At 72.9% G+C, this 17,271-nt stretch carries 17 protein-coding genes; 6 read left to right on the top strand and 11 right to left on the bottom strand.

Annotated features, from left to right (window positions below; genetic code table 11):
* The first annotated feature begins 4 nt into the window (after positions 1–4).
* Both EDF50_RS13625 and EDF50_RS13620 read left to right on the top strand, forming a co-directional pair.
* The gene (locus EDF50_RS13625) at positions 5–718 is read left to right on the top strand and encodes a response regulator (protein ID WP_123520168.1); all 714 of its coding nucleotides are present in this window, start codon (positions 5–7) and stop codon (positions 716–718) included.
* A 296-nt stretch (positions 719–1,014) separates the two neighbouring features.
* Positions 1,015–2,829, top strand: coding sequence for an amino acid transporter (locus tag EDF50_RS13620; protein ID WP_233570654.1), 1,815 nt, complete (start codon positions 1,015–1,017; stop codon positions 2,827–2,829).
* A 152-nt stretch (positions 2,830–2,981) separates the two neighbouring features.
* Here the strand turns inward: EDF50_RS13620 and EDF50_RS13615 are convergent, their stop codons facing one another.
* The gene (locus EDF50_RS13615; RefSeq protein WP_123520059.1) at positions 2,982–4,028 is read right to left on the bottom strand and encodes a hypothetical protein; all 1,047 of its coding nucleotides are present in this window, start codon (positions 4,026–4,028) and stop codon (positions 2,982–2,984) included.
* A 305-nt stretch (positions 4,029–4,333) separates the two neighbouring features.
* Here EDF50_RS13615 and glgX point away from each other — a divergent pair, with 305 nt between their 5' ends.
* Positions 4,334–6,409 carry a glycogen debranching protein GlgX gene (gene glgX, locus EDF50_RS13610; RefSeq protein ID WP_123520058.1) on the top strand — a complete coding sequence of 692 codons (2,076 nt, stop codon included), beginning with the start codon at positions 4,334–4,336 and terminating at the stop codon, positions 6,407–6,409.
* A gap of 138 nt (positions 6,410–6,547) precedes the next feature.
* Here glgX and EDF50_RS13605 read toward each other — a convergent pair whose 3' ends face one another.
* The 3 genes from EDF50_RS13605 to EDF50_RS13595 form a co-directional block, all read right to left on the bottom strand.
* On the bottom strand, positions 6,548–6,817 hold the full coding sequence (locus EDF50_RS13605) for a hypothetical protein (protein WP_123520057.1): 270 nt from the start codon (positions 6,815–6,817) through the stop codon (positions 6,548–6,550).
* Positions 6,818–7,121: 304 nt separating this feature from the next.
* Positions 7,122–8,054 carry an aminotransferase class IV gene (locus EDF50_RS13600; RefSeq protein WP_233570643.1) on the bottom strand — a complete coding sequence of 311 codons (933 nt, stop codon included), beginning with the start codon at positions 8,052–8,054 and terminating at the stop codon, positions 7,122–7,124.
* A gap of 374 nt (positions 8,055–8,428) precedes the next feature.
* On the bottom strand, positions 8,429–8,746 hold the full coding sequence (locus EDF50_RS13595) for a hypothetical protein (RefSeq protein WP_123520055.1): 318 nt from the start codon (positions 8,744–8,746) through the stop codon (positions 8,429–8,431).
* A 58-nt stretch (positions 8,747–8,804) separates the two neighbouring features.
* On the opposite strand from EDF50_RS13595, the gene EDF50_RS13590 reads away from it, so the two are divergent.
* A complete protein-coding gene (locus EDF50_RS13590) occupies positions 8,805–9,458 on the top strand; it encodes an HAD-IA family hydrolase (protein ID WP_123520054.1) in 654 nt (217 codons plus the stop codon).
* 21 nt (positions 9,459–9,479) lie between these two features.
* On the opposite strand, the gene EDF50_RS13585 is transcribed toward EDF50_RS13590, so the two are convergent.
* The 3 genes from EDF50_RS13585 to EDF50_RS13575 form a co-directional block, all read right to left on the bottom strand.
* Positions 9,480–10,496, bottom strand: coding sequence for an NAD-dependent epimerase/dehydratase family protein (locus EDF50_RS13585; RefSeq protein ID WP_123520053.1), 1,017 nt, complete (start codon positions 10,494–10,496; stop codon positions 9,480–9,482).
* A 95-nt stretch (positions 10,497–10,591) separates the two neighbouring features.
* Positions 10,592–11,458 carry a metallophosphoesterase gene (locus EDF50_RS13580; protein ID WP_123520052.1) on the bottom strand — a complete coding sequence of 289 codons (867 nt, stop codon included), beginning with the start codon at positions 11,456–11,458 and terminating at the stop codon, positions 10,592–10,594.
* Between the two features lie 190 nt (positions 11,459–11,648).
* Positions 11,649–12,044, bottom strand: coding sequence for a hypothetical protein (locus tag EDF50_RS13575; RefSeq protein WP_123520051.1), 396 nt, complete (start codon positions 12,042–12,044; stop codon positions 11,649–11,651).
* Positions 12,045–12,466: 422 nt separating this feature from the next.
* Between EDF50_RS13575 and EDF50_RS13570 the strand changes: the two genes are divergently transcribed.
* Positions 12,467–12,925 (top strand): YchJ family protein, encoded by a 459-nt coding sequence (locus tag EDF50_RS13570; protein WP_158612728.1) that lies wholly within the window; start codon positions 12,467–12,469, stop codon positions 12,923–12,925.
* Positions 12,926–13,206: 281 nt separating this feature from the next.
* On the opposite strand, the gene EDF50_RS13565 is transcribed toward EDF50_RS13570, so the two are convergent.
* The 3 genes from EDF50_RS13565 to EDF50_RS13555 all read right to left on the bottom strand — a co-directional run bounded on the left by EDF50_RS13565 (position 13,207) and on the right by EDF50_RS13555 (position 15,054).
* Complete coding sequence (locus EDF50_RS13565; RefSeq protein ID WP_123520050.1) at positions 13,207–13,566, bottom strand: hypothetical protein; 360 nt, start codon at positions 13,564–13,566, stop codon at positions 13,207–13,209.
* A gap of 15 nt (positions 13,567–13,581) precedes the next feature.
* Entirely contained in the window at positions 13,582–14,094 is a 513-nt protein-coding gene (locus EDF50_RS13560) for a GNAT family N-acetyltransferase (protein ID WP_123520166.1), read from the bottom strand.
* A gap of 87 nt (positions 14,095–14,181) precedes the next feature.
* Positions 14,182–15,054 carry a DUF429 domain-containing protein gene (locus tag EDF50_RS13555; RefSeq protein WP_123520049.1) on the bottom strand — a complete coding sequence of 291 codons (873 nt, stop codon included), beginning with the start codon at positions 15,052–15,054 and terminating at the stop codon, positions 14,182–14,184.
* A 33-nt stretch (positions 15,055–15,087) separates the two neighbouring features.
* Between EDF50_RS13555 and EDF50_RS13550 the strand changes: the two genes are divergently transcribed.
* A complete protein-coding gene (locus tag EDF50_RS13550; RefSeq protein ID WP_123520048.1) occupies positions 15,088–16,251 on the top strand; it encodes a VIT1/CCC1 family protein in 1,164 nt (387 codons plus the stop codon).
* A 103-nt stretch (positions 16,252–16,354) separates the two neighbouring features.
* Here the strand turns inward: EDF50_RS13550 and EDF50_RS13545 are convergent, their stop codons facing one another.
* Positions 16,355–17,215, bottom strand: coding sequence for a phosphatase PAP2 family protein (locus EDF50_RS13545; protein WP_123520047.1), 861 nt, complete (start codon positions 17,213–17,215; stop codon positions 16,355–16,357).
* Positions 17,216–17,271: the final 56 nt, after the last annotated feature.

Below are 17,271 nucleotides of genomic sequence, written 5' to 3'. Positions count from 1 at the left end.
CGCCGTGAAGATCCTGATCGCCGACGACGACCCGCAGATCCTGCGGGCGCTCAAGGTGACCCTCGGGGCGCGCGGCTACGACGTCGTCACGGCCGCCGACGGGCGTGAGGCACTCGACCTGGCCGCGACCCGGCACCCCGACCTCGTCATGCTCGACCTCGGCATGCCGCACCTCGACGGGGTCGAGGTGATCCAGGGGTTGCGCGGCTGGTCCACCGTCCCGATCCTCGTCGTGTCGGGCCGCACCGACGCCGCCGACAAGGTCGAGGCGCTGGACGCGGGCGCCGACGACTACGTCACGAAACCGTTCTCGATGGACGAGCTGCTCGCCCGCATCCGCGCGCAGACGCGCCGGCTGCCGTCGGGCACCGACGACGAGCAGCCCGTGGTGGCGTTCGGAGACGTGCAGGTCGACCTCGCGGCGAAGACCGTGCTGCGGCAGCCGGCGGGCGAGTCGATCCGCTTGACGCCGACCGAGTGGAAGATCCTCGAGCTGCTGCTGCACAGCCCCGACAAGCTGATCTCGCGCGAGACCATCCTGACCGAGGTCTGGGGGCCGTTCCACGCGAAGGACACGGGGTACCTCAGGCTCTACTTCGCCCAGTTGCGCAAGAAGCTCGAACCGGTGCCGTCCGCGCCCCGACACCTCGTCACGGTGCTCGGCATGGGCTACCGCTTCGTGCCCGACGGCGACGCGGACGCCGCCGCGGGCCCGTGACCCCGGCCGCCCGCGACATCCTCACGGTTCCCTAACGCCGGACGCCGCCACGAGGAGGCGAGCGCGGCCTAACGTGAGAGGGCGCGTGCCTGCACCGAGGGCCGTGCGCCCCGCACGTCCGAGAGGAACCCGTGTCCGCGCAGCCCGAGTCACCCGCCAGGGTCGTCCCGCCGACCCCTCACGAGACCAAGCGACGGCTGCGCGGCTGGCTGCTGCACGGACTCGCCGAGACCGCGGGCACGCACCAGGGCCCGCACGCCCAGGTGCCCGCGAAGACCCACTCGTGGTGGCGGGTGATGTGCCTGACCGGCGTCGACTACTTCTCGACCCTGGGGTACCAGCCGGCCATCGCCGCGGTCGCGGCCGGGCTGCTCTCGCCGCTCGCGACCATCGTGCTCGTGCTCCTGACCCTGTTCGGCGCGCTGCCGGTGTACCGCCGGGTCGCCCGCGAGAGCCCCCGCGGCGAGGGGTCGATCGCGATGCTCGAACGACTGCTGCCCTGGTGGGGCGGCAAGCTCTTCGTCCTCGTGCTGCTCGGCTTCGCCGCCACCGACTTCATGATCACCATCACCCTGTCGGCCGCAGACGCCACGGCGCACGCGGTCGAGAACCCGTTCGCTCCGGCGTGGTTCCACGGGGCCGAGGTGCCGTTGACCCTCGTCCTCGTCGCGCTGCTCGCCGCGGTCTTCCTCCGGGGGTTCCGTGAGGCGATCGGCATCGCCGTCGTCCTCGTCGCGATCTTCCTGACGCTCAACCTCGTGGTGATCGCCGTCTCGCTGTTCCACATCGGCGAGAACCCGGTCGTCATCGGCGATTGGTGGGAGGCCCTGACGGTCCAGCACGGCAACCCGTTCGTCATGGTCGGCATCGCGCTGATCGTGTTCCCGAAGCTCGCCCTCGGGCTGTCGGGCTTCGAGACCGGCGTGGCCGTCATGCCGCAGATCACCGGTGACGCCACCGACACCCCGGCCAAGCCGGTCGGACGCATCCGCGGGGCCCGGCGCCTGCTCGCCACGGCCGCCGTCATCATGAGCTCGTTCCTGATCCTGTCGAGCTTCGTCACGACCCTGCTGATCCCGCAGGCCGAGTTCCAGGCCGGCGGGTCGGCCAACGGCCGCGCCCTGGCTTACTTGGCGCACCAGTACCTCGGGGACGGTTTCGGCACGCTGTACGACGTCAGCACGATCTGCATCCTGTGGTTCGCCGGAGCGTCGGCCATGGCCGGACTGCTCAACCTCGTGCCGCGCTACCTGCCGCGCTACGGCATGGCACCACAGTGGGCCCGGGCCGTCCGACCGCTCGTGCTCGTCTTCACGGTCATCGCCTTCGTCATCACCATCGTGTTCGAGGCGGATGTGGACGCCCAGGGCGGGGCCTACGCGACGGGGGTGCTCGTGTTGATCACCAGCGCCTCCGTGGCCGTGACGTTGTCGGCGCGCCGGGCGCGTCAGCGCAAGCGCACGATCGGCTTCGGCGTCGTGGCCCTGGTGTTCGTCTACACGACGATCACCAACGTCGTCGAGCGGCCCGACGGCGTGCGCATCGCCGCGATCTTCATCATCGGCATCATCGCGGTGTCGCTCGTCTCGCGCGTGCAGCGGTCGTTCCAGCTGAGGGCGACCTCGGTCACCCTCGACGACACCGCCCTCGCGTACGTGCGCGAGGACGCCGACGAGTACGGCACGATCCGCGTCATCGCCCACGAACCGGGGCGCGAGGTCGCCGAGATCTACAAGAAGAAGCTGACGGCCGAACGCAAGTACAGCGGCATCCCGCAGCGCTCGCCCGTGATCTTCCTCGAGGTGCACAAGGGGGACTCCTCGAACTTCGAGGAGGACCTCGTCGTGACGGGGCATGCACTGCACGGTTACCGGGTGCTGCGCACGACGAGCGGCGCCGTGCCGAACGCCGTGGCCAGCGTGCTGCTGGCGATCCGTGACGAGACCGGCGTCGTGCCCGACATCTACTTCGAGTGGACCGAGGGCAACCCACTGTCGAACATGGGGCGGTTCTTCCTGACCGGGGTGGGCGAGGTCGCACCCGTGACCCGCGAGGTGCTGCGCCGGGCCGAGCCGTCCCGCGGGCGCCGCCCCGACGTGCACGTCAGCTAGCCCCCCGCCCCTGCCCCCCCCCTGCCCGCCCTGCCCGCCCTGCCCGCCCTGCCCGCCCTGCCCGCCCTGCCCGCCCTGCCTCGAACCCAGCCTCGAACCCGGTTTCGAACCATGCACCCAGAAGCTTTCGGGTGCATGGTTCGAAACCGGGTTTACGGGCCATCGCCGCGGAACCGACGAGCTGCTTCGCGGGCAGCAGCCGTGACCCGGCGTCGGTCGAGGTCGACGTCGGCGTCTCGAAGCAGTCCGCCGAGTCGTTCGGGGAACACGAGATCGAGGTAGTCGCAGTTGACGACGGCCCGCACCTCGGGGAGTCGGCACAACGCCCGATCACGTCGGGTACGGTCGCGGACGACCTCTGCGGGCGTCCGGCCCGCCAGCATGCGGGGATCGGTCGACTTCACGAGACCGTTGAGCTCGACGGCGACACCGTGGGAGGCGAGGTACGTGTCGCAGCGTGCGACGCGGCCGTCGGCGAGACGGAACTCCCGCTGCAGCTCGACGTTCGAGAGGCCGAGCTCGAAGAGGACCACGCGGAGGAGCGATTCGCCGCCGTTCTCGGCGAAGGGCGACGAGAACTGCACCGCACGGCGTGCTGCGCGATTGCCCGGACGGGTGGTGGGGCCGAGCCTGCCGAGCAATCCTTCGCGTTCGCGCCGGACGGCAGCGGTCACCGATGGCCCCGTCCGGTGTCCGTTCGGCAGCACGAGCCGGCGGAGGACCGCGTCGGCGCACAGGACGGCATCGGCGAAGGGAGCTGTCCGGGCGACGTCGACCGCCGTCCGTCGCAGCGCGGTGACCGACAAGTCGCCAAGACGCAGGACGTCGTCGGTCGGGACTTCGCCTGGGCGACGGAGGAGGTGCGTCGACGTCTTGGTCGAGGTCCGGCGGGGGTCCGTGACGGTGACGGTGTCGTCGAAACGGTCGTGAACCCGGGGGAGGCCGAGTGCCGCGACGGCTGAGACATGGGAGACCACGCAGTTCCGTGCCGCGCCGGCCGCCATGCCCCTCGTCAAGAGGACGTGGCGCTCGCGGGAGTCCAGCCCCTCCCAGTCCGAGGTCGCCGCGTAGACGCCCCGGTGGATGCGCACGAGGGAGCCGTCCGCCACGCCGGAACGGAGGGCGATCGTCTCGGGGGCGCCGTCGCCGTGCGTCGCCGTGAATCGCAACTCGCATCTCATGGGGTCCGTGTGTTCCACGGGGTCATGGTGCCCGGTGTCGTCCACGGGGAGGTCCCGCGCCTCGTGCCTTGTGCGGGAACGGGCCTGGGGTGGGGCGGGGGAGGAGACGAGTCGATCGCTGAAGAACCCGGTTTCGAACGATGAACCCGGGAGGATTCGGGTTCGTCGTTCGAAACCGGGTTCACGGGGGCAGTGAGGAGGGGCGGGGTGGGGCGGGGCGGGACGAGGGGAGGCGCGGGGCGGGGCGGGGCGGGGCGGACGATCCGACGGGGTACGGCGCTCAGCTTGGCCGCCGGAACCGCCCGTCCTGTACTGCTGGGAGCATGACCGACTCCCGTTCCCTGCCCTACCCCCTCGGCGTCACGCCCCTGCCCGGCGGCGGCGCCCACGTCGCGGTGTACTCCGAGACCGCCGACCACGTCTGGTTCTGCCTGTTCGACGACGAGGCCGACGAGGCCGACGAGACCGGCGGCGGCACCGAGCGCCGATTCGAGCTGACGAACCGCACCGGCCACGTCTTCCACTCCGTCATCGAGGAGGCGCGGGTCGGCTCCCGCTACGGCCTGCGGGTCGCAGGCCCCTGGGACCCGGCGAACGGCCTCCGTCACAACGAGCACAAGCTGTTGCTCGACCCCTACGCCACGGCCCTCGACGGCACGTTCGACTGGGGTCAGGCCGTCTTCGGCCACGACATGGACGAGCCCGAGCAGCGCGACGACACGGACTCGGCCGCGGCCATGCCCCGCAACGTCATCGCCGACCGCGACTTCGACTGGGGTGACGACCAGCGCCCGCTCACGGCCATGGAGGACACCGTCGTCTACGAGGTGCACGTCAAGGGCTTCACGCAGACTCACCCGGACGTGCCCGAGGACATCCGTGGCACGTACGCCGGCATGGGCCACCCGGCCGCCATCAAGCACTTCACCGACCTCGGCGTCACGGCCGTCGAACTGCTGCCGACGCACCAGTTCGTGCAGGACAGCCACCTCGAGGAGAAGGGCCTGCGCAACTACTGGGGCTACAACTCGATCGGCTTCTTCGCCCCCCACGACGAGTACGCGTCGAAGGCCGCGGGCACGAAGGGCGGCCAGGTCGCCGAGTTCAAGCAGATGGTCAAGGACCTGCACGCCGCCGGTCTCGAGGTGTGGATGGACGTCGTCTACAACCACACGGCCGAGGGCAACCACATGGGCCCGACCATCTCGTTCAAGGGCATCGACAACGCCGCCTACTACCGCCTGGTCGAGGGCGACGAGGGCAACTACTTCGACACGACCGGCACGGGCAACAGCCTGAACGTCAGCCACCCCGCGGCCCTCGCCCTGATCATGGACAGCCTGCGCTACTGGGTCACCGAGATGCACGTCGACGGCTTCCGCTTCGACCTGGCCACGACGCTCACGCGTCAGGGCGGCGAGGCGAGCGAGCACAGCGCGTTCCTCACGCTGATCCACCAGGACCCCGTGTTGCAGAGCGTGAAGATGATCGCCGAGCCGTGGGACACCGCCGGCTACCAGGTCGGCGGCTTCCCGGCCGACTGGTCCGAGTGGAACGGCAAGTTCCGCGACGACGTCCGCGAGTTCTGGAACGGCGAGCCCGGAGTGCTCTCGACCTTCTCCGACCGCGTGCTCGGCAGCCCCGACGTCTACGAGGCAGACCGTCGCTCGCCCCTGTCGAGCGTCAACTTCGTCACCGCTCACGACGGCTTCACCCTCGCCGACCTGACGAGCTACGCCGAGAAGCACAACGAGGAGAACGGCGAGGACAGCCAGGACGGCGAGAGCGACAACAAGTCCTTCAACGGCGGCGCCGAGGGCCCGACCGACGACCCCGCGGTCAACGAGTACCGCGACCGTCAGCGCCGGAACTTCCTCGGCACGTTGCTGCTCAGCGCCGGCGTGCCGATGATCCTCGGTGGTGACGAGATCGCCCGCAGCCAGGGCGGCAACAACAACGCCTACTGCCAGGACAGCGAGATCTCGTGGTTCGACTGGGAGCGCGCCGACCGCGACCTGCTCGCCTTCACGACCGAGCTGATCACGCTGCGTCGTGAGAACCCGGCCCTGCGCCCCGACTGGTTCCGTTACGCCCCCGAGGTCGAGAGCGACGACCACGTGCAGGTGCGCCGTGCCGACGACCACTCGTTCTCGAGCGGCGACTGGCAGCAGGGCGAGAACAAGGCGATCACCTTCGTCCTGACGCACAAGGACGCCGACGCGTTCGCCTACCTCGTCAACGGCTCGACGTCGGTCGTCGAGTTCAACGTGCCCGACGCGCCCCACGGCGAGTGGGAGCTCGCCTCGTCGAGCGACCCCGGCCAGCAGGTCGAGGGCGCCGTCACGACGCTGCTCGTGCGCGACGCGAGCTTCACGCTGCTGCGGAGCCGCGCCTCCTAGTCGGCGACGACGCGAGCGCAGGAGGCGCGGTGCGGGTCCTCGGGACCGGCACCGCGCCTCCTGCGCCGGCTGACGACATGCAGAGACCGCCGCCCCGAGGGGGCGGCGGTCGTCGCGTCGGCCAGGGCCGAGCCGGGGTCAGGCGGTGGCGAGCTGCTGCGCCGAGGGGGCGAAGAAGTCGGCGTAGCTGGGGCCCGGAGTGATGTCGAGGACGGTGCCGCAGACGACGGGCTCGCGCTCGGGCTGCGACCGTCGTACTCGGCCGGTGGGTCGACGCTTGGCGTAGACCTCGATGCGGGCGGCGGGCACCCGCTGGTCGGCCACGTAGTGACCGGTCACGTCGACGGAGCGACGGACGTGTGCCACGAGCTGGTCGTGGCTGAGACGGGCGAGGTCGGCGGCGTTCATGCCGAGGCCTCGGCCAGGAGGAGTGCGCTGATGTCGATCGGCTCGGTGGGAGCCAGGTCGTGCGCGAGGGGGTGGTGCCCGGAGGCGTGGACGATGTTCATTGTTCTGCTCATCTCTGCGGCCCTGCGACCGCGTGCGGAACGGGGTGGTGCGGGTCGCGTCGCCGTGAATCGACGCGTTCCCGACTCTCGCAGGTCGCCGATCGATCGCCACCATCGGCCGACGCATCGTTCGCAACGTGGACATTCGTTCGAACGACGGGCGTCGCCGCGCGGTGTCCGCCCCTCCGAGCCGTGAGCAGAGCTCAGTCGCGACGGGCCCAGAGTGCCTCGACGAGTGACGAGGTCAGCTCGTGGTCGATCGCGAACGACCGGCCGTCGAGGTCCGACACGGGGGCGATCTGACGGCCGCTCGAGAACAGCCACAGGGCGTCGGCCTCGTGCACACGCTCGATCGTCACGAGCTCGTACGCCGTCTCGTGTCCGAGGTCGGCCAGGGCGTCGAACACAGCCGCCTGCGTGGTGCCCTCGAGGATGCCCTGGTCGGTGCGGGGGGTGACGAAGCGGTCGCCGAATCGGGCGACGAGCGAGGCCGACGGCCCCTCGAGCGCGAAACCGTCGCTGCTGACGAAGAGCACGTCGTCGGCACCACGGCGGGCCGCCTCGCGCAGCACGCTCTTGTTCACGGCGTACGAGAGGGTCTTCGCGCCCTGCAGCAGCCACGGCGAGGTCTGCGCGACGTCGTGCCGGTAGCCGCGGTCGAGCGACACCACGCGGATGCCGTCGCGTCGCTCCGCGGCGTGGTCCTCGTAGACCTCGGTGCGGGCCCACGCGGTCGGCTCGCTGTCGGGCAGGCCCTCGAGGCCGCGGGTCACGATCAGCTTGGTCAACGCGAACGGGACGGGCTCGTGGGCGGCAGCCGAGGCGAGGACGGCCTCGCGGATCAGGTCGAGGTCGAGGTCGGGCAGGTCGAGCAGGGCCGCCGACCGGGCCAGTCGGCGCAGGTGCGGTTCGAGCGCCTGCACCGCTCCGTCGACGACGCCGAACGCCTCGAAGATGCCGTCACCGCGCGTCACGCCCAGGTCGACGACGTTCACGGTCGGCTCGGCGGCGTCGGCCACGTGCCACCCGGGGCCGTCGCCGCGGGCGCCGACCCGGGCCCGGTCGATGACCACGAGCACGGGGACAGGAGGTGCGGTGTCGGTCGTGGGGGAGGCGTCGGCAGCGAGGTCGGTCACGCCTCCGACCGTACCTCGGGTCGAGGTTTTCGCTTTGTGGACAGGCTGTGGACGATCGCTCGTCACCGAGAGGTTAGACGGTCTCGCGATCGCACCCTGCGGAACGGTCGACATCGGGTGGGCAGACGGTGGCCCCTGGTGCCGATCGCTAGTTCGTCTAGCCTTTATCGGCTCCTGATCAGGTCTTTCTCTGATGGTCCACCCCTTGTGCGCCCAGAATGCGGAGGTACCGTGAACGAGCCCGCCCACGGTGGGCGCGTGGTGCCCGGCGGTCCGAGAGCTTCTTCACGGGGCGGCTCGCCCGGCACCACACCACTCGCGCCGAAGGGCCGCACCGTCGAGACGGTGCGGCCCTTCGTGGTCGGTGCGGGAGGTCAGCCTCGGGGCTTCGGCGGTCCGGGCTTCGGGTGCGACGGTGCGGCGTGGTCCGTGCCGTCGTCGGCGGGATCGGCCTCGCCGGGCTTGGGGTGCCCGGGGATCGAGTCGCCCGAGAGGTTGAGATCGTCGGGGTCGACCTCGATGTCGCCACCGTCGTCGGGCCCGCCCTCACCGGGCAGGGCCTGGACGGCGTCCAGGTCGGTGTCGGCGTCGACGGCGGGGGAGTCCTCGGTGGTCGACCGCTGCATCTCGGCGGTGGTGCGCTCGCTTCCAGGGATCGAACCGGTCTGGGTGTCGTGCTCGTCTTCGTGCATGGGCGCACGGTACGCCGCGGGGGTGCGTGCCGCATGTGCGCCCGGGCAGACTGTCGCCATGACGACTCTCACCTGCCGCGCGATCGTGTTCGACATGGACGGCACCCTGGTCGACTCGACGGCCGTGGTCGAACGCATCTGGGGAGACTTCGCCGCCGAGCACGAGCTGGACGTCGTCGAGCTGCTGGCGTTCGCGCACGGCCGGCAGACCCACGACACCGTCAGACGGTTCCTTCCCCGTCTGCCCGAGGGCGAGGCACGTGCGCTCACCGACGGGCTGCAGGCCGTCGAGGCCGGCGCCCGGGACGGCACCGTCGAGATCCCGGGAGCCGCCGCGTTCCTGGCGACCCTGCCGGGCGACCGGGTGGCCCTGGTGACGAGTGCCAACCACGACCTCGCACGGTCGCGGATGGCCGAGGCGGGCGTGCCCTGGCCGGCCCTCGTGCTGGCGTCCGAGCAGGTGGCCGTGGGCAAACCCGCCCCCGACGGTTACCTGCTGGCCGCCGAGCTGCTCGGCGTCGACCCCGCGGACGTCGTCGTCTTCGAGGACGCCGCGGCGGGACTCGAGGCCGCCCGCGCCTCCGGAGCCTCGGTCGTCGTCGTGGGCGACCACGACGGACCGGCCGCCGACGGCCTGCCGCGCGTCTCGGGCTACGAGGACGTGTCGGTGAGCGTGCGCGACGACGGCACGCTCGAACTCACGCTGCCGTAGGGCCTCGCCGGTCGCGTCGGATCACCCGTGCAGCGGGTGCGAGCCCTCGTGGTTCGTGCGGTGGGCCAGCGCGTGGGCGAACTCGCGCAGGGTCTCGTCCGAGGTGTGGCCGGGCGTCCAGCCGAGCACGTCACGGGCCTTGTCGGTCGACATGACGGGGATCTTGGCCGCGATGTCGAGCCAGCCCGGCTCGGTCGGCTGCAGGCGGGCGAGCCAGGTGAGCTGCACGACGGCGCGCAGCAGGCGGTAGGGCACCGGAAGCAGGCGGGACCCGAAGGCCTTCGCGATGCGCTCGGGGTCGACCACGGGTTCGGCGGCCAGGTTGAACGCGCCACCGGCACGCCGGTCGATCGCCCGCCAGAACGCGTCCGCGACGTCGCTCGCGTGCACGACCTGCGACACGAAGCGCGGGGCGAGAGGGATGAAGAGGGGCCGCACGCGTTGCATCCAGCGGGTGGGCACCCATCGCCCGGCGAAGAGTCCGACGATCTCGCTCGCCGCGGCGGCCTGGAAGACCAGGCCCGGGCGCATGCGGGTCAGCGTGACCTCGGGGTGCTGCTCGACGAAGGCGTCCATGACGCGTTCGTTGATCGCCTTGTGCTTCGAGTAGCTCGACCGGCGGACGCCCTTGGTCTTGTACGTCTCGTCGACCCGGCGCCCCTTGGGGCCGCGTGAGTAGGCCCCGACCGACGACGCGATCAGCACGTGCGGCACCCCGGCCCGGGCGGCGGCGTCGAGGACGTGCGACGTGCCGAGCACGTTCGTGCGGTACATGACGGCCTTGTGGTGGCTCGGCTGCAGGGCCCAGCCGAGGTGCACGACGGCGTCGGCCCCGGCGAAGGCACGCTCGAGCGAGACGGGCGAGTCGTCGGCACCGACGTCGATCGAGAACCAGGTGACCTCGCCGTAGGGCGGCGTCGCCATCCGGGGGCCGCGGCGGGCGACGCCGACGAGCGACGTGACCTCGGGCTCGGCCTGCAGGCGGGTGAGCAGGGCGGTACCCAGGTTGCCCGTGGCTCCGACGACGACCACGCGCATGGGGTCTCACTTTCAGTACTCGACGATCGGCCTCGCGCCGACCCCGGGTGGGCGGCAGACCTGGGACGAGCCTACGCGCGGCCCCTGGGCGCGGGTCAGGAGGCGCGGGGACGCCCGGCCTCGGCGGCGATGCGGGCGACGGCGACCTCGTCGAGCACGAACACCTCGTCGCCGTCGCGGGCGTCGGGCACGCGCACCTGGGTCGAGCGCACCGATCCCTCGGCCGCGATCTCGACGACGGTGAAGCCCGAGCCGCGCACGGCTCGCTCGGTGCCGACGGCGGCCAGCACGTCCGTGTCGTTCGCCACCCCGGGCGCGACCACCACGGGCACGCCCGCCAGGTGGCCGACCATGTGGTGGTGGTAGTGCCCGGCGAGGACGACGCGGACGTCCGACGCCTCGAGGACCGCGGCCAGCGCCTCCGGGTCCTGCAGGGCGAGCGACTCGTGCAGGGTGGTCGGCGCGGCGATCGGCGGGTGGTGCAGCACGACCACGGAGCCGCGCCCGGCGGGCGTCGCGAGCTCGTCGCGCAGCCAGGCGAGCTGCTCGGCCCGCAGCAGGCCGTAGCCCGCCCCGGGCACGGACGTGTCGAGCCCGACCACCCGCCACCCGTCGACGTCACGCACGACGTCGAGCGGACGGGCCGGGTCGCCGCCGAGCACCCCGGCGAAGCCCTCGCGCACGTCGTGGTTGCCCGGCACGAGGACGACCTCGGCGCCGGCCGAGCGCGCCCACGCGTCGGTGCGCTCGCGCAGGTGACGGTAGGAGGCGCGGGTCCCGTCGTCCGACAGGTCACCCGACCCCACCAGCAGCCGCACCCCCTCGACCCGCGCGGCCTCGGTCAGGACGAGGTCGAGGGCCTCGGTCGTGTCGACGACGCCCTGGTGCAGGGCTCCGTCGGCCAGCAGGTGCGCGTCGCTCAGGTGGACGATGCGGAGGGCTCCGGGAGGCAGGGCGTGCATGCCGCGACGCTACCCCGTGCGGGGTGGCGTGCGCGCGAGGTGTGGGGGCCGGAGGCAGGGCGGCGGGCAGGTGCGGGGCCGGGTCGCACCATCGTCGTGTCGTCGAACCACGCTCCCGGGTGGTTCGACGACGCGGGGGTGGTGCGACCTCGGACGCGGCGGGACGCGACCTCGGACGCGGCGGGACCTCTCAGCCGCGGAACTGGTCGGCGGGGGCGAGACGGCCGTACACGCGGCGTCCGAGCTCGGCGAACATGTCGGTGATCGTCGCCCAGTCCTCGTGGGTCGGCGAGGTCGGTTCGACGAACAGGCCGTAGAAGCGTCGCCCCCGGTTGAGCGACTCGACCAGGACGGTCTCGGAGCGGTCGAGGAACTGCGTCCCGTCCTGCTTCAGTGCGGACGCCCGGACGGGCTCGCCGGTCAGGTTGCAGAAGCCGGCCGACGCCAGGGCGCGGGCGGTCTTGCGACGGGACAGCCGGGGCAGCACGGGACTGGCCTCGGCCGCGCCCAGGACCGCGCGCACGTGGGCGAACACGAGCTCTTGCTCGTGGACGGGGTGCGAGGCGGAGGTCGGCGAGATCGTCACCGCATCACCGTGACAGGTCGGGACCCCCAGGGCGATGCCCAGTGCGGGGGCGGCCTGTTGGGGTGCGACCCGGACTGGGGAGCCGTCCGGCCGGACCCGGCGCCCGTCCACGGTGTACCGACGGCCGCGGGCCGCGGGCCGCGGGCCGCGGGCAGCCGGCCGCCGGGCCGCAGGGCCGCGGGCAGCCGGCCGCGGGCCGCAGGGCCGCGGGCAGCCGGCCGCGGGCCGCAGGGCCGCAGGCCGCAGGCCGCGGGCCGCAGGGCGTGGCCGGTGTCGGCAACTCCGGGCTGGTGCTGCGTCGGGGTGCCGGGACGCGCCGGGCGCGGGCCGGCGGTGACGCGAGGCAGGAGTTGCCGGCGAGGGCGAGGGCGGGGGCGAGGGTGCGAACGTCAGGGCGCCGGGACGTGCCGGAGAATGGCCCGATGCCTCCTGCTGATCCCGCCGCCGCCGCCGTCGCCGTCGCCGCCGACGCCGCCGCCGGACCCGGCCGCGACCTCGACGACTCGGCCCGGTGCCCCTGCCTCAGCGGCGAGACCTACGGGTCGTGCTGCGGGCCGCTGCACCAGGGCACGACGCCCGCCCCGACGGCGGAACGGTTGATGCGCTCGCGGTACTCGGCGTTCGTGCTCGTGCGCGCCTCCTACCTGCTCGAGACCTGGCACCCGTCGACGCGGCCGGCGACGCTCGAGGTCGACCCGGGCACGCGGTGGTTCCGGCTCGACGTCGTGCGGAAGCACGCGGGCGGACCGTTCGACACCGAGGGCACGGTCGAGTTCGAGGCGCACTTCCGTGACGCCGAGGGGGTGGGGTCCCAGCACGAGGTCAGTCGGTTCGCCAGGGTCGACGGGCACTGGCTCTACGTCGACGGCGTGGCGGGCTGACGCCGGTTCGGCACGACGGGGCGTCACGAAGAGGACGGCGGGCCGTCGGGCCCGGCATCCTCTCCGTGACGCCGCCGGGCCGCAGGGAGAGCTTCACGGGCAGGGACCCACGGTCCGGACGACACCGATGCAGGACTCGCGCCCTCCATCTCGCCGAACGCTAGGCCGCACGACATGGTGCGGTTCAGACGTGGACGCTCCTCACAGGGACGGGCGACGGGCCTCGTGTTTCGGGGGACAGGACGGGTGACGTCCGGCCGCGGACGCGGTTCGTCCCCTCGTCACGGCGCGCCGCGTCGGAGGGCGACCGTCTCGAGCGCCCGCACGACCTCGCCGACGGCCCGCTGCGCCCGGACGACGCCGACCGGCCCGCCGAGCACCGACAGGGCCGGTTCGTGCACGATGCGCGCCACGAGCCGCCCGCGGTCGTCGACGAACCACTGCACGGCCACGGTCAGCAACTGCGCCCGGCCGGCGAAGGCCCGCAGCGCCAGGGTGGAGGCCAGGGTGCCCCGGGTGGCCCGGGTGCTGCCGTCGGATGCGAGCGACAGGGTGAACCCGTGCTCGACCAGGGTGCGTTCGACGAGCCGTCGCGACTCGTCGTGCGGACCCTCGAGGAACACGTCGTGCGTGCTGGACACCGCCGGACGCCGCGCTCAGCGCAGCGGCGCGAGCATCTCGAGCTCGCGTGCCGTCGGGTCGAGGGCGTAGGCGTTGGTGTGGCCCGTCGGCTCGTAGCCGCGCCGACGGTAGAACGCGACGGCCCGCTCGTTCTGCTCGTGGACGTGCAGTCGCAGGACGTCGCCCTCGGTCGCGGCCCAGGCCTCGACGCCGTCGAGCAGCAGGTCGGTGACGCCGGCCGCGCGCCCTCGGTGGGTCGGGGCGACGTACACGCCGACCAGCAGGGGTTGCCCCGGCGCCTGGAGGAAGCCGCCCATGGCGCCGACCCACGCGCCCGTCTCGTCGTCGATGGCGACGAGCGAGGTGCCGTGTTCGGCTTCGCCCCGGGCCGCACGCATCCGCCACTCGGCCTCGGTGTGGCGCCGGGCGACGGCGAGTGTCTCGCCGTACGCGATGGGGGTGTCGGCGAGCATCGCGAGGCGCAGGTCGCGGACGTGCTGCCAGTCGTCGGCGGTCGTGCGGCGGACGGTCACGGGTCGTGCGGGCATGCCGTCACCCTGCCACACGGCGGCACGAGCCGAGGTCAGGAGGCGCGGGTCGCGTCACGACGCCGGGTCGCGCCCCGGGGCGTCAGGTCAGGAGGCGCGGCGCGCGTCCCGGCCGACCCTCGCCACGGGCGCGGGGCCGAGGCGCTGCTCGGGGCGGGCCGGCGAGATCAGCGTCGCGCGCCTCCCGCGGTCGTCCGCCTCGGTGTCGACGCCGAGCACCTGCAGGCGTGCCGGCGTGCGGTCGCGCAACGCCGCCGTCCAGGCGCAGACCAGGGCGTCGAGCAGGTCCTCACGGTGCTTGTAGGCCCGGTCGACGAGCGGCGACGGCTCGTCGAGGAGCATCGCCGACACGGGGTGCGAGTCGAGACGCAGCGGCACCTCGGCCCTGGCCAGTCCGGCCACCCGACGCAGCAGATCGTCGCAGGCCGCCGCTCGGGCCTCGCGCCGCGCCTCCTTCGGCAGGGTGAGGTCGGGTCGCTTGTAGCGCGGACGCTTGTCGTCGTAGCCGAGCTCGGCCATGCCGACGAGCGTCGTGTACGGGTAGCACTCGAAATGCCCCACGGCCTCGGCAGGCAGGGGCACGACACCGTCGTCGTAGACGCCGCCGGCACGCTCGAGGCGTTCGCCGAGGGTGCGCCCGCCGAGCCAGGGCAAGGAGGCGCTGCTGGCGTTGGCCGAGACGTGCCAGCGACCGTAGGCGCGCGCCACGAGCCTTTCGCTCGCCCGCATCCCCGTCGCGTTCGGCACGAGCACGGGGGCGTCCACCGCGACCACGGAGCCGGGCGTCGACCAGCGCAGGACCCAGGCCTCGACCTCGTCGACCCCACGGGCCCAGCCGACGTCGAGGACCGTGCCGTCGGCGTCGATCACGGCGAGGCCGGTCTCGTTCGCCGGACGCTCGGGCGTCGAGTCGCGCCAGGCGAGGTCGACGCCGAGGTAGCGGGGTCGGGGTGTGCTCACCGCTCGACCGTACTCGCGCCGGATACTGTCCCCATGCCCACCCGCACGCCCGCCACCACCCCGACCCCGGCCGACCTCCGCCGCTGGCGTCGCTACCTCGCCGACGAACGGGCCGAGGCGTCGACCTACCGCGATCTCGCCCGCCGCCGCGACGGCGAGGAGCGTGCGATCCTGCTCGCCCTGGCCGACGCCGAGGGCCGCCATGCCCAGCACTGGGTCGACCTGCTCGGCACCGACGTCGGGCGTCCGGCCCGCACCGACCTGCGCACCCGTGTGCTCGGGGTGCTGGCCAGGCGCTTCGGCTCGATCTTCGTGCTCGCGCTGGTGCAGAGTGCCGAGGCGCGGTCGCCCTATGCGACCGACGTCGACGCCACCGACGCGATGGCCGCCGACGAACGCATCCACGGTGAGGTCGTGCGCGGTCTGGCCGAACGGGGTCGCAATCGTCTGTCGGGGTCGTTCCGTGCCGCGGTGTTCGGTGCCAACGACGGGCTCGTCAGCAACCTCGCGCTCGTGCTCGGCATCAGCGCCTCCGGCGTCGCGAACCACGTCGTGCTGCTCACCGGGCTCTCGGGGCTGCTGGCAGGGGCCCTGTCGATGGGTGCCGGCGAGTACGTCTCGGTGCGGTCGCAGCGCGAGTTGCTCGACGCCTCGACGCCCGACCCGACGGCGCGGCAGGTGCTGCCCGACCTCGACGTCGACGCGAACGAGCTGGCCCTCGTTTACCGGGCGCGAGGCATGTCGCCGGACGAGGCCGAGGCCCATGCGCGGCAGGTGCTCGCGGGGGCGGGGCGAGGTGTCTCGTCGCCGGGCGCGCCTCCTGCGGGGGCCGCGCCGGGTGCCGCCACGGCCGGCTGGGCGGACGCCCCGGACCAGGAGGCGCGCCCGGCCGACGAGCCCGCCACCCACGAGACCCTGGGCACGGCGTTCGGCGCTGCCGCCTCGAGCTTCTGCTTCTTCGCGTCCGGGGCCGTGATCGCCGTGCTGCCGTACCTGTTCGGCCTGTCCGGGCTCGCGGCCGTCGTCGTGGCCTCGGCCCTGGTCGGCGTCGCGCTGCTCGGCACGGGTGCCGTGGTCGGGCTGCTGTCGGGGGCGAGCCCGGTCAGGCGGGCCCTGCGACAGCTCGGCATCGGGTTCGGGGCGGCCGCCGTGACCTACCTGCTCGGGCTGCTGTTCGGGACGGGCGCCGCGGGCTGAGCCGGTCGGGCGGCACAGGGCATCGGCACGGGGCACCGGCACGGAACTCGCGATCGAGGGCGCGGGCCGTGCGATCGAGGGCGCGGGCCGTGCGATCGAGGGTTCAGGCCTTGCGGTCGAGCTTCCAGGCGATCCAGCACGTGACGAGCACGACGCCCGCCGCGGCCAGGCGCGCCCCCATCAGCACCCCTTGCCCGGTCGACGTCGTGAGGCTCATGTCGGCACCGATGCCGATGCTCCAGATCGCGCCCGACAGGGTGAGGCAGACGACCAGCGCGAGGCCGAGCACCACCGAGGTCGCGCCGTGCGACCGCGGACCGACGTCGTCACGGCCGCGGGGGTCTCGCGAGAGGCGGGCGGCGGCGATGCGCACGAGACCGAGCCAGAGGAGCGCCACGGCGCAGGCCCCGACGACGTCGCTGCAGCGGTGCCAGCCGAAGGCGACCGTCTGTTCGGCGACGACGGCCGCGAAGGCCGCACCGACCATGTAGAAGAGCGGTCGGGCGTGCCGGCCGAAGGTGGTCATGATCGCCAGGACCGCGGCGACGGCGACCGTGACGTGCCCGCTGGGGAAGCTGTTGCCGTAGAGCTCGCCCGTGAGCTCGGGGCGCGGGGCGAGCTGTTTGAGCACCTGCGTCGTGACCGTGGCGCCCACGATCAGCACGCCCGCCTGCACGGCCGAACCGGGTCGGCGCCGGAGGAACGCGACGACCATCGTGAGGGCGACGACCAGCAGCACGGCCGGCGGTGAGATGGCGTCCAGCGCGACGCCCGACTGCAACAGGGTCGTGCCGTCGACCGAGCGCAGGATGCTGTCCTCGATGGACTGGCCGGTCTCGGTGAGGACGGCGATCGTGTAGACGCCCGCCAGCACGACGAGCGAGGCCGACGAGGCGACCACCCAGCGACCCGTGACCCGTCGGCGGACGGCCGGGGTCGTCGAGAGGGTCGGGTGAGCGGTCACCGGACGAGCTAACTACACGCCGCCTGGAAACCGGCTCGGTCCGACCTGCCGATGCG

This window comes from Frigoribacterium sp. PhB24, assembly GCF_003755185.1.
In the GTDB taxonomy this organism is placed as follows: Bacteria; Actinomycetota; Actinomycetes; order Actinomycetales; family Microbacteriaceae; genus Frigoribacterium.
The sequence above is the reverse complement of the archived record's forward strand: the minus strand, read 5'-3'. Positions and strand labels throughout refer to the sequence as shown.

What these genes read in the sequence shown, in the direction of transcription:
- EDF50_RS13560 (WP_123520166.1), bottom strand. Translation starts at nt 14,094, where the DNA reads ATGCCCGCACGACCCGTGACCGTCCGCCGCACGACCGCCGACGACTGG.
- EDF50_RS13605 (WP_123520057.1), bottom strand. Translation starts at nt 6,817, where the DNA reads ATGAACGCCGCCGACCTCGCCCGTCTCAGCCACGACCAGCTCGTGGCA.
- EDF50_RS13590 (WP_123520054.1), top strand. Translation starts at nt 8,805, where the DNA reads ATGACGACTCTCACCTGCCGCGCGATCGTGTTCGACATGGACGGCACC.
- EDF50_RS13580 (WP_123520052.1), bottom strand. Translation starts at nt 11,458, where the DNA reads ATGCACGCCCTGCCTCCCGGAGCCCTCCGCATCGTCCACCTGAGCGAC.
- EDF50_RS13585 (WP_123520053.1), bottom strand. Translation starts at nt 10,496, where the DNA reads ATGCGCGTGGTCGTCGTCGGAGCCACGGGCAACCTGGGTACCGCCCTG.
- EDF50_RS13620 (WP_233570654.1), top strand. Translation starts at nt 1,015, where the DNA reads ATGTGCCTGACCGGCGTCGACTACTTCTCGACCCTGGGGTACCAGCCG.
- EDF50_RS13570 (WP_158612728.1), top strand. Translation starts at nt 12,467, where the DNA reads ATGCCTCCTGCTGATCCCGCCGCCGCCGCCGTCGCCGTCGCCGCCGAC.
- EDF50_RS13595 (WP_123520055.1), bottom strand. Translation starts at nt 8,746, where the DNA reads ATGCACGAAGACGAGCACGACACCCAGACCGGTTCGATCCCTGGAAGC.
- EDF50_RS13550 (WP_123520048.1), top strand. Translation starts at nt 15,088, where the DNA reads ATGCCCACCCGCACGCCCGCCACCACCCCGACCCCGGCCGACCTCCGC.
- glgX (WP_123520058.1), top strand. Translation starts at nt 4,334, where the DNA reads ATGACCGACTCCCGTTCCCTGCCCTACCCCCTCGGCGTCACGCCCCTG.